This is a genomic window from Microtetraspora malaysiensis (genome assembly GCF_050947145.1).
GTDB lineage: Bacteria > Actinomycetota > Actinomycetes > Streptosporangiales > Streptosporangiaceae > Microtetraspora_A > Microtetraspora_A malaysiensis.
Map to the genome: position 1 here is coordinate 8,483,850 of NZ_CP191998.1, position 13,645 is coordinate 8,497,494.

Sequence of the window (13,645 nt, forward strand, 5' to 3'; positions counted from 1 at the left end):
CCATAGTCTGAACTGCGGATATATTCCCCTTGCCGGTTGGACCTGCATGAACCTTAGCTTGAGCGACATCGTGCCTCCCCTGCGCTGGACCGCCCCCAGTCAGGTCGAGCCGATCGCGAGCGACCCCGGTCTTCCAGACGCGTGGTGGCAGGCGATTCCGCTCGATCGGGCGTGTGCGGCGGTGGGGATCGAGCGGGTCGTCTCCCGGCTGGCCGATCTCGCCACGGCGTGCTGGGGGCACCTGGCGCTCGGGGACATCCTGCCGTTGCTGAGGTTCACCAACCCGCAGGAGAGCCTGCAGACACCCGGCTCGCGCGACGCCGTACAGAACCTGTTCGCCGGCGTCATCGGCAAGCTCCTGGAGACCGAGCCGATGGAGGACGAGCCCGGCGCCCCGGTCGCGCCCGCGCTTCCTGAGCGCCCCATCCCCGAGATCATCGACGAGGTCTTCGCCAAGCTCGACGACCGGCAGCGCGCGATCGCCAGGGACCGGCTCTACGCCGAGCAGCGGGTGACGCTGGACGAGCTGGCCCAGCGGTTCTCGGTGACCCGCGAGCGCATCCGGCAGATCGAGCGCGACCTGCGCGAGCACGTCGAGTCGTGGCTCGCCTCGCCCGACGCCGCCCCGCTGACCGCGCACCTGAACTGGCTCCGCGGCCGTCTCGGCTCCGCCGTACCGGCCGACGACCTGGCGGCGGCGGTGCCGTGGCACCGCGCCGACCTGGCCACGCTGGAGATCCCCGCCTGGCGGTTCCTGCGCACGCTGCTCAGCGGCTACGACCAGGTGGACGGCTGGCTGATCGCCGGAGGCGCCGACGAGCTGCGGGAGAAGACGCGGCAGCTCTTCGCCGACGGCCCGCGCCCGCTCGCCGAGGCGGTGTCCCTCACCGCCCAGCTCGGCATACGTGAGGACGTCGCCGAGCGCTGGCTCGCCGCCGTGCCGCACCTGCGCGTGCTGGAGGAGCACGTGGTCCCGTGGCCGCGCAGCGTCAACGACAAGGCCGAGGCCGTGCTGGCCGTCGCCGGCACCGCGCTGTCGCCGGAGGAGATCCAGGCGCGGATCGGCGAGGACTACAGCCTGGTCGGCATCCGCAACCAGCTCACCGCGGACGACCGGTTCCTGCGCCTCGACCGCAACAAGTACGGCCTGCGCCGCTGGGGCGGCGAGGAGTACCTCGGCATCCGCGAGATGATCACGCGCGAGATCGAGCGGGCGGGCGGCGAGGCGTCGGTCAGCACGATCGTCAACAACCTCACCTCCCGGTACGAGGTGAGCGAGAGCTCCGTCCGCGCGTACGCCGGGGGGCCGGGGTTCGAGCGCACGCAGCGCGGCTGGATCCGGGTGGCGGGCCAGGAGCAGGCCGAGCCGTACCAGCCGCGCCGGGACGTGTCGATGACCCGCCGCTGCTTCCGCAGCAGGGACGGCCGCTGGTGGCACCGGGTGGACATCAATCCGGAGCACCTGCGCGGCTCGGGATCGCCGTTGCCGACCGGGTTCGCCGCGCACCTCGGGATGGCTCCCGGCGGCCAGCTCACCGCCTCCACCCCGTCCGGGGACGTGGTGATCAGCTGGCACAACCAGCCGACGATGGGGTCCATCCGGCCGGTGCTCGCGGGATACAACGCGTCGGAGGGCGACCACGTCTTCATGACCGTCTCCGACGGCGGTGAGCTGCTGACCCGCTTCCTTCCTACCGCCGCGCCCGGCCTGGCCCCGCTCAACCGGGCGCTGCACCTGATCGGCTACACCGCTCCGGTGGCCTCCGAGGCCGAGGGCCTGCGGCTCATCGGGGCGCGCATCGGCCTACCGGAAGGCGCGGCCCGCGACGAGATCGTGGCCCGGCTGCGGGAGCGAGGCGACCGGGACATCCTCGGCTTCCTCGACTCCTGAGGCCCATTACGGTCCGGCTCCGGTCTCCCCGGCTCCCGAATCACTCCGGCGGGCCACAGTCAGAGCCGAATGGCCCGGTTCCCGGGTCATCCCAGTGGGGAGGTGACCGTCACCTTCGAGCCCCAGGCGTCGTAGTTCGTGGTGACGTTGGAGCTGGTGCCCATCGGGAGATCGTCGGCGCCACGCTTCCACGACGTGGTCAGGCGGCGCGGCAGCCCCTTCCCGTCCACCCACAGCCGCCAGGTGATCCTGGTCTTCTTCGCTTTCGCGCTGAGCTTGCCGAACTCGTCCCGGAAAGCCGGCGAGACGGCGTGCATGGTGCCGAAGTCGACGGTGCCGGAGTGCGCGGTGGTCCGCACGCCGCCCACGGTCCCTCCAGGAGCGCGCCTGGCGGTGGTGGTGAGGAGCTTCCTGAGGGTCTGCCGCTCGAAAATGTCGATGTTCTGCTCGGAGAACTCGCGCGGCTCGAACTTCTTTTTCACCTGGGTCCACTCGTCGCCCCAGGCTCCGCCGTACGCGTAGGTCACACCGTCGACGACTCGGAAGTGGAATGTGTCCCCGGTCTTGCCGCCCACGATCGGGACGCGGATGAGGTCGGCCGCGGCGATTCCGGACTCTCCGAACGCGAAAGTGCCCTTGATCCGGTACCCGATGATCTCACCGCCAAGCGTGATCTTGGCGGTCTCGGCGATCTTCACACCACGGCCTGCTCGGAGCTGCTTCGCCACGGCGGCGACGGGATCCGGCGGGCTTGACGCGGACGCCGTGGCAGGGGTCACCGTGGTCGCCGCCACTATCGTGACAGTGATCACGACATTTAGCGCATTGTGCAATTTCACCGGAAACATCTAGCACAATCGCGGCGAATCGGCTGATCATATCGCCCGCTGATTCGCATGTGGGCGAAAACGTGACGAAGCGCCATCCGGACCGCGCGGCAGGGCATGACGTGCCGGACACGGCCTAGGCTCGGAGCATGTTGCGGCTCCACGACACCCTGCGGAACAGCGTCGAACAGGTCGTCCCGGCCGGGGCGCGGGCGCTGCGGATGCACATCCCCGCGTCGCCGGACCCCTTGGCGTACCTGCTGCCCGACCTGGTGCGGCGGGTGGCCGAGCGGCAGGGCCTGCGGGTGCTCGCCCGCGGCGACGCCCGCGAACTCGCCGCGCCGCTCGCGCTGAACGTGCACCCGTTCTCACCGCTGCCGTACGCCGGGGAGCCGGTGGATCTGGTGTTCGGCGACGGCGGACCGGGCGGCCGGCACCGGGTGGTGGGCGGGCCGCTGCGGTTCGAGGGAGGTGAGGCGGCGGAGTCGCTGCTCGCCGAGGTGGCGGCGGCCGGGATCGACCCGCTGGCCGCACGGCTCGCGTTCCTGGAGCACCACTACCGCGAGCCGGTGAACCTGACCTGGGACCTGCTGCGCTCGGCGGACCGGACGGTACGGCGCTGGCGGGGCCGGGTCGCCCGCTGGGCGGAGTCGCCGAGCGCGCCGATCGCCGCCGGCCGGGCCGCCGCGGTCCGTGAGGCACTCGACGACGACCTCGACACGCCGCGGGCGCTGCGGCTGGTGCGCGAGCTGGAGACCGACGACTCGGTGGCGCCGGGGACGTGCTTCGAGACGTTCCTGCATCTCGACCACGTCCTGGGGCTCGACCTGTCCTCGGACATCGGGAAGGTCTGACCCCGCCGCACGGCTCCGGGCGGGCCTACGCGGTGGCCGGTGAGCCTGGGGCGCCGAGCCAGGTCGACAGGGCCTTGTCCAGCCCGTCCAGCTCGGTGCCGTCGTCGCTCGCCCAGGCGACGATCCCGTCGGGCCGGACGAGCAGGCCGAGCGGCCCGTCGGCCACCTTCAGCCGGTCGTCGTATCCCTGGGCGGCGCCGCTCAGCTCGCCGGACGGGTCGAGCAGCAGGGCCCGGCCGTCGTGCATGTGGTCGGCGAGCCGGGAGCCGTCGGCCAGTTCGAGGTCGGGCGCGTTCGTGCCCACCAGCGGATGGTCGCCCGGGAGGTCGTGGCGCTGCCAGACTCCGGAGAGCCGGCCGGCGAGGTAGGTCGTGCCGTCGGTCGTATTGGCCAGGTCGGTCATGACCTGCCGGAGCGCCCTGGCGTGCGGGTCGGGCCGCATGATGGCGATCTGGGCGCGGGTCCAGTCGAGCACCCAGGCGCCGACGGGGTGCCGCTCGGCGGTGTAGGTGTCCAGCAGCCCGTCCGGGGCCTGGCCCCGGATCACCGCGGCGAGCTTCCACCCCAGGTTGACCGCGTCCCCCACGCCCAGGTTGAGCCCCTGCCCGCCGAAGGGCGGGTGGACGTGGGCGGCGTCCCCGGCCAGCAGCACCCGCCCGAGCCGGTACGTGCTCGCCTGCCGCGTGTTGTCGGTGAACCGGGTCACGCTGTTGATCGCGGTGACCGCGACGTCCACTCCGGTGACGCGCCTGATCGACGCTTCCATTTCCGCGGCGGTCACGGGTGCGTCACGGTCGGCGGGCGTGCCACCGAACTCCACGACGAGGATGCGGCGCGGGTGCGGTCCGTACACGTAGACGCCGGTCGGGGTGGCGTGCCAGCCCGTCGGCAATGCCTCGGTGCCCTCCATCTCGGCCATGGCCTGGTAGGCCGTGATCTCCGGATCCGTGCCCGGGAAGTCGAACCCGGAAAGCTTCCTGACGATGCTCCTGCCTCCGTCGCAGCCGACCAGCCACCGGCCGCGGACCGGCCCCTGGTCGGTGGTCACCGTGACGCCGTCGTCGTCGGGGGCGATGCCGGTCACCTCGACACCGCGGCGTACGTCCACCCCGAGTTCCGCGGCCCGTTCGGCGAGGATGGCCTCCACCTGCTGCTGGGCGATGAGGGTGATGCCGGCCGCCGGTCCATGCTCACCGGCGTGACTCGACGGGTCGAGATGCTCGGAGGTGAGCATGATCCCGCCGAAGTGCCCGATGAACTTCGGCCCGGCCGCCGCCTTCGCCTTCGGCGCGAACCCCCGCAGGTTCTGCCGCTGTGCTTCCTCCAGCTGCGGCAGCAGCCCGCGCCGGTGGAACGCCGCCACCGTGGGGACCGTGAGCGATCCGGCCTTGACGGTGGGGTCGATCGCGGTCAGCCGGTCGAGCACGGTGACCGACACCCCGGCGAGCCGCAGCTCGCAGGCCAGCATCAGCCCCACCGGACCGCCCCCGGCCACCACGACGTCCGCGTTGTACGACATGCCGTTCCTCCTCGCTGGGTTCTTGCCTCGACACGAAACATACATTTACTAAAAGTTTTTATCAACTATACTCCTCGCATGAGTGGCTTGCGGGAGCGAAAGAAGCAGGAGACCCGGCAGCAGATCTCGGACATGGCGTCCTGGCTCTTCATGCAGCGCGGGTTCGACACGGTCACCGTCGCCGAGATCGCCGAGGCCGCCAGCGTGTCCACGAAGACGGTCTTCAACTACTTCCCGCGGAAGGAGGACCTCTTCCTCGACCGGATCCCGGAGGCCACCGACCTGATCACCCGGACGGTCCGGGAGCGCCCGGCGGACATGGAGCCGCTGACCGCGCTGCGCCAAGCCGCCGTGCGTCTCGTACGCGAAGGCCACCCCTTGGGCGGGATCGGCGAGGGGTACGAGCATTTCGTGCGGGTCGTGGTGAACTCTCCCGCGCTGCGGGCACGGGTCAGAGAGTTCGTTGACGAGGTCGAGGACCTGCTCGCGAAGCTGTTCGAGGAGATCGAGGCCAAGGGCCCCTGGTCACGGGTGTCCGCGGCGCTCGTCGTCGCCGCCGTCCGCTCGACGTACGCGACCAGCTTCCGGCGGCTGCTCGACGGTGATCGCCCGGAGGACATCCGCGACGACCACATCGTCCTGCTCAATCGCTCCTTCGACGTGTTGGAGCGTGCCCTGGCCTGACGGTGTCACGGGCTCGCCGCCACCGGGGGCGCCGCCGGGCGTAGCCGCCGTCCTCCAGGCCGGCCAGCCGTTCGAACACGTTGTACGAGGCCGGGTCGCCACAGATCAGCAGCGACATCGCGGCCGCGAGCAGATAGAGCGGCAGCATCGGCAGCCCGGCGCAGAGCACGTACTGCGTGGCGTGCCGGGACTCGTGGTCGAGCAGCTCGCCGACGAGGTAGCCGTCCGCGTTCTTGGTGAGAATCACGTTGCCGACCGTGAACGCGCCGGCGACGGGGAACGGGATGCGGTAGCCGTGCGCGAAGATCAGGCCGTGCTCCCCCTTGCGCGGGGTGGCGCCGCCGATCCGCGCGATCAGCAGGCCGGCCGGGGTGGAGAGGTTGACGACGTTGACGACCTGCCGGACCCGATGCCATCTCATGCCGTCCCGCTCACCGCCGTCCCAGCCGCCGCCCGTAGGAGCCGGTCAGTGCCTGAGGAGCCACGACCCCCGGGACGGCGCGATCACGATCGCGGCCACGAAGGCCGCCATGCCGCCGTAGAGGTACCAGTATCCGGCGGAGTTCCCGGCGATGACCAGGTCTCCCGCGGCCTGCTTGTCCGCCAGGAAGAAGGAGACGAGCATCCAGCCGGCGGCGGGCAGCACCGCCCCCAGCTTGCCGCCGAGGAGCCGCCCCATCGCGAACGGCACGGCGAACAGGACGGCCAGCCACGCGATCGCGGCGACCGGCACGTCTCCGACGTACCAGGCGTGCGCGAAGCCGCCGACCACGCCGAGGACGGCCCCGAGCACGAAGAGCATGCCGTAGGCCGCGCCCGTGATGACCGGGGACTCGACCGGCTCCCTGCCGGTCTCCGGGTGACTAGTCGATGCCTGCAAAGAGATCGTCCTCGCGGTTGTACGGCTCGCCGATGCCCCCGGACTCGTACGGCGCGCCGACGCCGGGCCGGCCGGGAGTGCCGGAGTGGAGGATGAAGTGCTCGACGCCGAGCGCCGCCTGGCCGACGTTGTTGGACAGCGCGAACCACGGGGCGTCGACCGCGATCTGCGTCGCGTGCGCGCGCATCGCGTCGAGCTTGGCGGTGACGTGGGCGCGGGCGTCGATCTCCGTGGTCACTTCCTCGTCCGTGCAGCCGAAGGGCAGGGCGTCCACATCCTCCCCGAAGAACTCCACGTCGGCCTCGCGCATCGCGTCGGCGACGCGCTTCATGACCGACTTGGGCATGGCGGTGTAGTAGAACTTGGCGACCCGCCACGGCTCGCCGCCGGGATGCCCCGGATCCGCGGCGAGCTCGACCGCACGCATGGCCACACGGTGCGCCTGGATGTGGTCGGGATGGCCGTAGAAGCCATTCTCATCGTAGGTGACGAGCACCTGCGGCCTGACCTCGCGGATCACGGCGACCAGCGCGCCCGCGGCCTCGTCGAGATCGGCCTGCCAGAAGCAGTCGGGGCGCTCGTTGGTGGGGGCGCCCATCATGCCCGAGTCGCGCCAGCGGCCGGGGCCGCCGAGGAAGCGGTGATCGGTGACGCCGAGCGCCCGGCAGGCCGACTCCAGCTCGCCGATGCGGTGCTGTCCGAGGGTGTCGGACCGATCGGCGGCCAGGTGCGCGAGATCCGACGGGATGACCTCGCCCTCCTCGCCCAGCGTGCAGGTCACCAGCGTGACGTGGGCGCCCTCGGCCGCGTACTTGGCCATGGTGGCCCCCGTGCCGATCGACTCGTCGTCGGGATGGGCGTGTACGAGCAGCAATCGCCGATCAGTCATGCTTCGAGCCTAGCTGGCAGGATGGGGAGCTATGACTGAGAGCTTTCCCCGGCTGTTTGCCCGGACCAGGCGCTTCACCTTGGGCGTCCCGCGCGGCTTCACGATCTCTCCCGACGGCGGTCGGGTGATCTTCCTCCGGTCGAGGTCCGGCACCGATCCGGTGACGTGCCTGTGGGAGTTCGACGTCGCGTCCGGCGCGGAGCGGCTCGTCGTGGACCCGCTCGGCCTCGGCGCCGCCGACGAGGACCTGCCGCCGGAGGAGCGCGCCCGCCGCGAGCGGGCCCGGGAGGCGGCGGGCGGCGTGGTGGCCTACGCCACCGACTCCGCGGCCGAGAAGGCCGTCTTCGCCCTCTCCGGCGCGCTTCACCTGGTCGATCTCGCCTCCGGCGACGTACGCCGCCTGGAGACGCCGGGGCCGGTGATCGACCCGCGGCTGAACCCGCAGGGCACCCGCGTCGCGTACGTGACCGGGGGCGCGCTGCGGGTGCGCGACCTGGAGACGGACGAGGACGTCGCGGTCGCCGCCGAGGAGGGCGTCACGTACGGCCTGGCCGAGTTCATCGCGTCCGAGGAGATGGACCGGATGCGCGGCTACTGGTGGTCGCCCTCCGGCGACGCGCTGCTGGTCGAGCGGGTGGACGAGTCCCCGGTGACGCGCTGGCACATCGCCGACCCGGCCAACCCGGCGTCCGACCCGGTGACCGTGGCCTATCCGGCGGCGGGCACGCCCAACGCCCGCACCGAGCTGTACGTGTTCGGCCTGGACGGCTCGCGCACCCCGGTGCCGTACGAGGACGAGTACCTGGTCACGGCGGTGTGGGACGACCACGGCCTGGCGATCGTCACGATGCCGCGCGACCAGAAGGCCATGCGGCTCTTCACGACGGCGGACCCGGCGTCCGCGCCCACGCTGGTGCGCGAGGACCTGGACCCGGCCTGGGTGGAGGTCATCGCCGGCGTCCCTGACCGGCTCTCCGACGGCACCCTGGTGTGGGTGGCCGACTCCGAGGGCGGGCGGCGCCTGATCGTCGGCGACCGGCCGGTCACGCCCCCGACCCTGCAGGTGCGCTCGGTGCTGACCGTGGACGGCGACACCGTCCTGTTCCAGGCGAGCGCCGACCCCACCGAGGTGCAGGTCTGGACCTGCGCCGACGGCGTCCTCGCGCGGGTGAGCCCCGAGGAGCCGGGCGTCTACAGCGGCACTTCGGCCGGCGGGACGACGCTGATCATCGGCTCCACGATGGAGAGCCAGACCTCCGTCACCCGGGTCTTCCGCGACGGGCAGCTGCGCGGCCACATCGACTCCCACGCCGCGCGGCCCGGGCTCGACCTGCGGGTCACGTTCGTCCCGACCGGCAAGCGCAACCTGGCCACGGCCGTGCTGCTCCCCTCCTGGTACGAGCCGGGCCGCGGCAAGCTGCCCGTCCTCATGGACCCGTACGGCGGGCCCGGCGCGCAGCGGGTGCTCGCCTCCGGCCGGATGTTCCTGGAGTCCCAGTGGTGGGCCGAGCAGGGCTTCGCGGTGATCGTCGCCGACGGCAGGGGCACCCCCGGCCGCGGCCCGGCCTTCGAGCGCGAGCTGCTGCACGACTTCACCCTCACGCTCGACGACCAGGTCGAGGCGCTGCAGGGCGCGGCGCAGCAGTACGACCTCGACCTGTCGCGGGTGGCCATCCGCGGCTGGTCGTTCGGCGGCTATCTCGCCGCGCTGGCCGTGCTCCGGCGTCCCGACGTGTTCCACGCGGCGGTCGCGGGCGCTCCGGTGACGGAGTGGCGGCTGTACGACACGTGCTACACCGAGCGGTACCTCGGCCACCCGGACGAGGGGCACTACGACGGGTCGTCGCTGCTCGCCGACGCGGAGAAGCTGGATCGGCCGCTGCTGCTCGTCCACGGCCTCGCGGATGACAACGTCGTGGCCGCGCACACGCTGCGGCTGTCCTCGGCGCTGCTCGCCGCCGGGCGCCCGCACACCGTGCTGCCGCTGTCCGGGGTGACGCACATGACGCCGCAGGAGGTCGTCGCGGAGAACCTGCTGCTCCTCCAGCTCGACTTCCTCAAGCGGGCTCTCGGCTAGACGTATCCGGGGGTGCCTCCCCGATTTCCCAGGGAGGCACCCCCGGATATATCACTCGATGTCCGACCAGAGCGGGCGCAGCGCGCCGTCGCGCCCGGCGACAACCTGACGGTTACGCCCCAAGCGGGACGCCTTGTGCGTCGGGACTCTCCGGATCCGGATCCTCTGGGTCGAGAAGCTCCATGGTCGGCGCCTCCTCAGTCAGACCGCCTTCGCCCGGCCGTCGCCCGTCCGCGTGCCCGGGACCGCCGTTCCAGCTCTGCCACAGCGCGGCGTAGGCGCCGCCCGCCGTGACCAGCTCGTCATGCGAGCCCAGCTCACTGATCCGGCCGTCCTCGACGACGGCGACCCGATCGGCGTCGTGCGCCGTGTAGAGCCGGTGCGCGATCGCGATCACGGTCCGCCCCTCCAGGACGGCCGCGAGCGAACGCTCCAGGTCACGGGCGGCGCGCGGGTCGATCAGCGAGGTGGCCTCGTCGAGCACCAGCGTGTGCGGATCGGCCAGCACGAGACGGGCGAGCGCGAGCTGCTGCGCCTGCGCCGGGGAGATCGTGGTGCGACCGGAGCCGACGTCGGTGTCCAGCCCCTGGTCGAGCTGCTCGACCCACTCCCAGGCGTCCACCGCCGCGAGGGCGCGCCGGACGTCGTCGTCCGAGGCGTCGGGACGCGCGATCAGCACGTTGTCCCGCAGCGTCCCCCGGAAGACGTGGTGCTCCTGGGTGACCAGGGCCACGTGACCGCGCAGGTCGTCCAACGGCAGCTCCACCAGCGGCACGCCGCCCACGGCGACGGAGCCGGTACGCGGGCCGTGAATGCCCGCGAGCAGCCGGCCCAGGGTGGACTTGCCCGCGCCGGAGGGGCCGACCATGGCGAGCCGTTCGCCCGGCCGGACTTCCAGGTCGATGCCGTGCAGCACGTCGCGGCCGTCGCGGTAGGAGTAGCGCACGTCGGACGCCCGGAGCTCCTCTCCCCCGGGACGCGCCGAGCCGACCACGCGATCCTCCTTGACGGCCGCCACGCCGAGCAGCCGCGCCAGCGACGCGCCGCCGACCTGGAGCTCGTCCACCCAGGACAGCAGCCGGTCCAGCGGGTCGATGAGCTGCTGGACGTAGAGGGTCGCCGCGGTCACATGAGCCAGCGAGACCCATCCCTTGGTGGCGAACAGCCCGCCGATGAGCAGGGTGGCCACGACCGGGATGACGTAGCCGAACTCGACCGCCGGGAACCACACTGTGCGGAGGCCGAGGGTGTAGCGCTCGGCCTTCCAGGAGCGGGCGATGTCGTCGTCGGTCCTGCGGTGGCGGCGCTCGCGCAGGCCCAGCGCCTCCACGGTCCGCGCGCCGTCCACGGTCTCGGCGAGCCCTTCGGTCATCTCCGCGTACGCGGCGTTCTCCCGGAGGTAGCCGTCTCTGGCCCGCTTGAGGTACCACCGGGTGGCGACCCACAGCACCGGAACGGCGAGCAGCGAGGGCACCGCCAGGATGGGGTCGAGCACGAGGACCGCGCCCACCACGAAGAAGCCGGTGACGATCGCGATCAGCGTCTCGGGCACCGCGTGCCGCACGCTGCGGGACAGCGCGTCCACGTCCCGGGAGGTACGGGTGAGAAGGTCGCCGGATCCGGCTCGCTCGACGGTGGACAGCGGCAGGGCGAGGATCTTGTCGACGAAGTCCTCACGCAGCTCGGCGAGCACCTTCTCGCCCAGCCGGGACGAGGCGTAGACGGCGAATCTGACCAGGACGGCCTGCACGACCACGAACCCGGCGATGGCCAGGGCCAGCGTGTCCACGTTGATGCCGGAGTCGCGGTCGGCGACGGCCTGGACCAGCTCACCGAGCAGCCGTGGAGCGGCCAGACCCGACAGGGCGGCCAGCGCGTGCAGCCCCAGGGCGAGCGCGAGCTCGCGAGGGTACTTCAGCGTGAGCCGCCGCGCGTAGGCACGTACCTGCGCCTCGTCGGCGACCGGCAGGATCTCGCGGGCCATCGGCTATTCCTCCCCTCGCGTGACGGTGGACCGGTATCCGGGTTCCGTCGCGAGCAGTTCCCGGTGGGAGCCCTCGGCTCGGACCTTGCCGTCCTCCAGGAAGAGGACGGTGTCGGCGTGGTCGAGGACGAGCGGGCTGGTGGTGCAGACCAGGGTCGTGCGACCGGCTCGGGCCGGGCTCAGCCGCTCGGCCACCCGCGCCTCGGTGTGCGCGTCGACCGCGCTGGTCGGCTCGATCAGGATCAGGATCTCGGGGTCGGCGACCAGCGCCCGGGCCAGCCGGAGCCGCTGCTGCTGCCCGCCGGAGAACTCCCGGCCGGACTCGGCCACGTGCTCGTCGAGGCCGTCGGGGAGCGCCTCCACGATGTCCTCCGCGCACGCGGCCGCCAGGGCGCGCCGTACCGACTCGTCGGAGGCGGTTCCGACGATGTCCAGTTCGTCGCGCAACCGGCCGGTGAAGAGCTTGGCCGCGTTGTCCGCGACGAGGATGCGCCGCCGGACCTGGTCCACCGGCAGCTCGTCGAGCGGGCCGCCGTCCAGCGTCACGGTTCCCGGCGCGTATCCGCCGAGCCGCTCCGCCACGGCGATCGCGTCCTCGGGCGTCGTGGCCGCCAGTGCGGTGAGCCGGCCCCGCGGCAGGGTGAGCCCGGACTCCTCGTCGTGCAGGTCGCCGCCGGCCGGCATGGGCGCGTCGCCTCCGGTCCGTTCCGGGGTCAGCGACAGGATCCGGCAGACCCGGCCCGCCGCGACATGGCCCTTCGTGATCTTGTCGGCTGCCTCGGTGAGCGTCCGGAGCGGCGAGATCAGGAAGACCGCGTAGCCGTAGAAGGCGAGCAGCCGGCCCGGGCTGATCTCGCCGGCCAGGGCGAACCGCGCGCCGATCCAGGTCACGCAGGCGATGAGCAGGCCGGGCAGCAGGATCTGGGCGCCTTCGAGCATCGAGTCGATCGACGCGACCCGGACACCGGCCTGCCGGACCCGCTGCGACTCCTCGCGGTATCGGGCCGCGAACACCTGCTCGCCGCCGATGCCGCGGAGCACCCGCAGGCCCGCCACGATGTCGGAGGCTCGCGTGGCCAGCTCACCCTGAAGGTCGCGCTGCAGGTGCTGGCGGCGATGCAGCGGCCGCAGCAGCGGGCCGACGGCGGCGGCCATCAGCGGCACGCCGATCAGCACCAGGAGCCCGAGCGGCAGCGACGACGTGAGCAGGATGACGGTCACCGTGACGATGGCGACGATCGCTCCCGTACCGCGAAGCAGGATGTCCATCGCGTTGCCGATATGGGCGATGTCGGAGTTGCCGACGCTCACCACCTCGCCGGTCGAGAGCCGCTTCGGGAGCGTCGCCCCGAGCCGGGTGGCCTGGCGGGCGGTGACCTGGACCGTGCGGTACGCGGCGGCCAGCCAGGTGAACACCGCGAACCGGTGCCGCAGCACGCCGGCGACGGCCTGCACCACGCCGAGCCCGAGCAGCACCGACGACCAGCGCACCAGGCCGTCCGTGTCTTTTGCCGACAGCGCGTCGACGGCGGCGCCGATGGCGGCGGGCACGAGGGCCTGGCCCAGCCACCACAGGATGGCGAATCCGATGCCGATCAGCAGCGGAACGGACTGGGCACGGGCGACCCACCACAGATAGCGGATGGGACTTCGGGAATCGGGAACGCCGGGATCGGCGACGGGCAAGGAGAACATGGCGTCCTCCAGGCTCACAGGCCGGTCACCGGCCCGGCAAACGATTTTCCGGACGGCGTGTCGCCGACCTCGCCCGACGACGTGCCGGTGGCCACTCCCGCCGGAACTCCGCCGGGGCCGCGGCTGGAGTCCGCAGGCGCCGATCAAGAAATGAGCACGCGGCCGCCGTCATCGGTGCCGCGCGGGCCGCTGCGGTCCGCGCGGTGATGAAACACCACGGATGTCCGCGATGAGCGGCGCGGCCCTGCCTGCCGGCTGACCAGCCGCACTCCGCGGGCCGCAATTTTGGCAAGCCTGCCCTAATTCGGCGTTTACCGGAAAGCCTGCCTTACACCACCAGCCCTT

11 protein-coding genes are annotated in these 13,645 nt (G+C 72.0%); 4 read left to right on the forward strand and 7 right to left on the reverse strand.

What is annotated here, in order from left to right; translation table 11 throughout:
• Positions 1–58: 58 nt before the first annotated feature.
• On the forward strand, positions 59–1,891 hold the full coding sequence (locus tag ACQP1V_RS39595) for a sigma factor-like helix-turn-helix DNA-binding protein (protein WP_433416189.1): 1,833 nt from the start codon (positions 59–61) through the stop codon (positions 1,889–1,891).
• An 86-nt stretch (positions 1,892–1,977) separates the two neighbouring features.
• On the opposite strand, the gene ACQP1V_RS39600 is transcribed toward ACQP1V_RS39595, so the two are convergent.
• Positions 1,978–2,703 carry a hypothetical protein gene (locus ACQP1V_RS39600; protein ID WP_433416192.1) on the reverse strand — a complete coding sequence of 242 codons (726 nt, stop codon included), beginning with the start codon at positions 2,701–2,703 and terminating at the stop codon, positions 1,978–1,980.
• A 164-nt stretch (positions 2,704–2,867) separates the two neighbouring features.
• Between ACQP1V_RS39600 and ACQP1V_RS39605 the strand changes: the two genes are divergently transcribed.
• A complete protein-coding gene (locus ACQP1V_RS39605) occupies positions 2,868–3,572 on the forward strand; it encodes a hypothetical protein (protein WP_433416195.1) in 705 nt (234 codons plus the stop codon).
• Positions 3,573–3,597: 25 nt separating this feature from the next.
• Here the strand turns inward: ACQP1V_RS39605 and ACQP1V_RS39610 are convergent, their stop codons facing one another.
• Positions 3,598–5,091: an FAD-dependent monooxygenase gene (locus tag ACQP1V_RS39610; protein ID WP_433416198.1), complete on the reverse strand. Its 1,494-nt coding sequence runs from the start codon at positions 5,089–5,091 to the stop codon at positions 3,598–3,600.
• A gap of 78 nt (positions 5,092–5,169) precedes the next feature.
• Between ACQP1V_RS39610 and ACQP1V_RS39615 the strand changes: the two genes are divergently transcribed.
• Positions 5,170–5,775 carry a TetR/AcrR family transcriptional regulator gene (locus ACQP1V_RS39615; protein ID WP_387409247.1) on the forward strand — a complete coding sequence of 202 codons (606 nt, stop codon included), beginning with the start codon at positions 5,170–5,172 and terminating at the stop codon, positions 5,773–5,775.
• On the opposite strand, the gene ACQP1V_RS39620 is transcribed toward ACQP1V_RS39615, so the two are convergent.
• From ACQP1V_RS39620 to mshB, 3 genes are read right to left on the reverse strand one after another with little or no spacing between them, the layout of a single operon-like run.
• Complete coding sequence (locus ACQP1V_RS39620) at positions 5,735–6,196, reverse strand: hypothetical protein (protein ID WP_433416200.1); 462 nt, start codon at positions 6,194–6,196, stop codon at positions 5,735–5,737. The two genes, ACQP1V_RS39615 and ACQP1V_RS39620, sit on opposite strands and share 41 nt — an antisense overlap.
• A 45-nt stretch (positions 6,197–6,241) precedes the next feature.
• Positions 6,242–6,655: a DUF6113 family protein gene (locus ACQP1V_RS39625; RefSeq protein WP_433416203.1), complete on the reverse strand. Its 414-nt coding sequence runs from the start codon at positions 6,653–6,655 to the stop codon at positions 6,242–6,244.
• Entirely contained in the window at positions 6,639–7,544 is a 906-nt protein-coding gene (gene mshB, locus ACQP1V_RS39630; RefSeq protein WP_387409244.1) for an N-acetyl-1-D-myo-inositol-2-amino-2-deoxy-alpha-D-glucopyranoside deacetylase, read from the reverse strand. Before mshB ends, ACQP1V_RS39625 begins: the two co-directional genes overlap by 17 nt.
• 31 nt (positions 7,545–7,575) lie before the next feature.
• Between mshB and ACQP1V_RS39635 the strand changes: the two genes are divergently transcribed.
• Positions 7,576–9,621, forward strand: coding sequence for a prolyl oligopeptidase family serine peptidase (locus tag ACQP1V_RS39635; protein ID WP_433416206.1), 2,046 nt, complete (start codon positions 7,576–7,578; stop codon positions 9,619–9,621).
• 112 nt (positions 9,622–9,733) lie between these two features.
• Here ACQP1V_RS39635 and ACQP1V_RS39640 read toward each other — a convergent pair whose 3' ends face one another.
• Together ACQP1V_RS39640 and ACQP1V_RS39645 are read right to left on the reverse strand one after the other, a co-directional pair.
• Positions 9,734–11,605, reverse strand: a complete 1,872-nt coding sequence (locus ACQP1V_RS39640) for an ABC transporter ATP-binding protein (RefSeq protein ID WP_433416209.1) — start codon at positions 11,603–11,605, stop codon at positions 9,734–9,736.
• A gap of 3 nt (positions 11,606–11,608) precedes the next feature.
• Positions 11,609–13,300, reverse strand: a complete 1,692-nt coding sequence (locus ACQP1V_RS39645; protein WP_433416212.1) for an ABC transporter ATP-binding protein — start codon at positions 13,298–13,300, stop codon at positions 11,609–11,611.
• Positions 13,301–13,645: the final 345 nt, after the last annotated feature.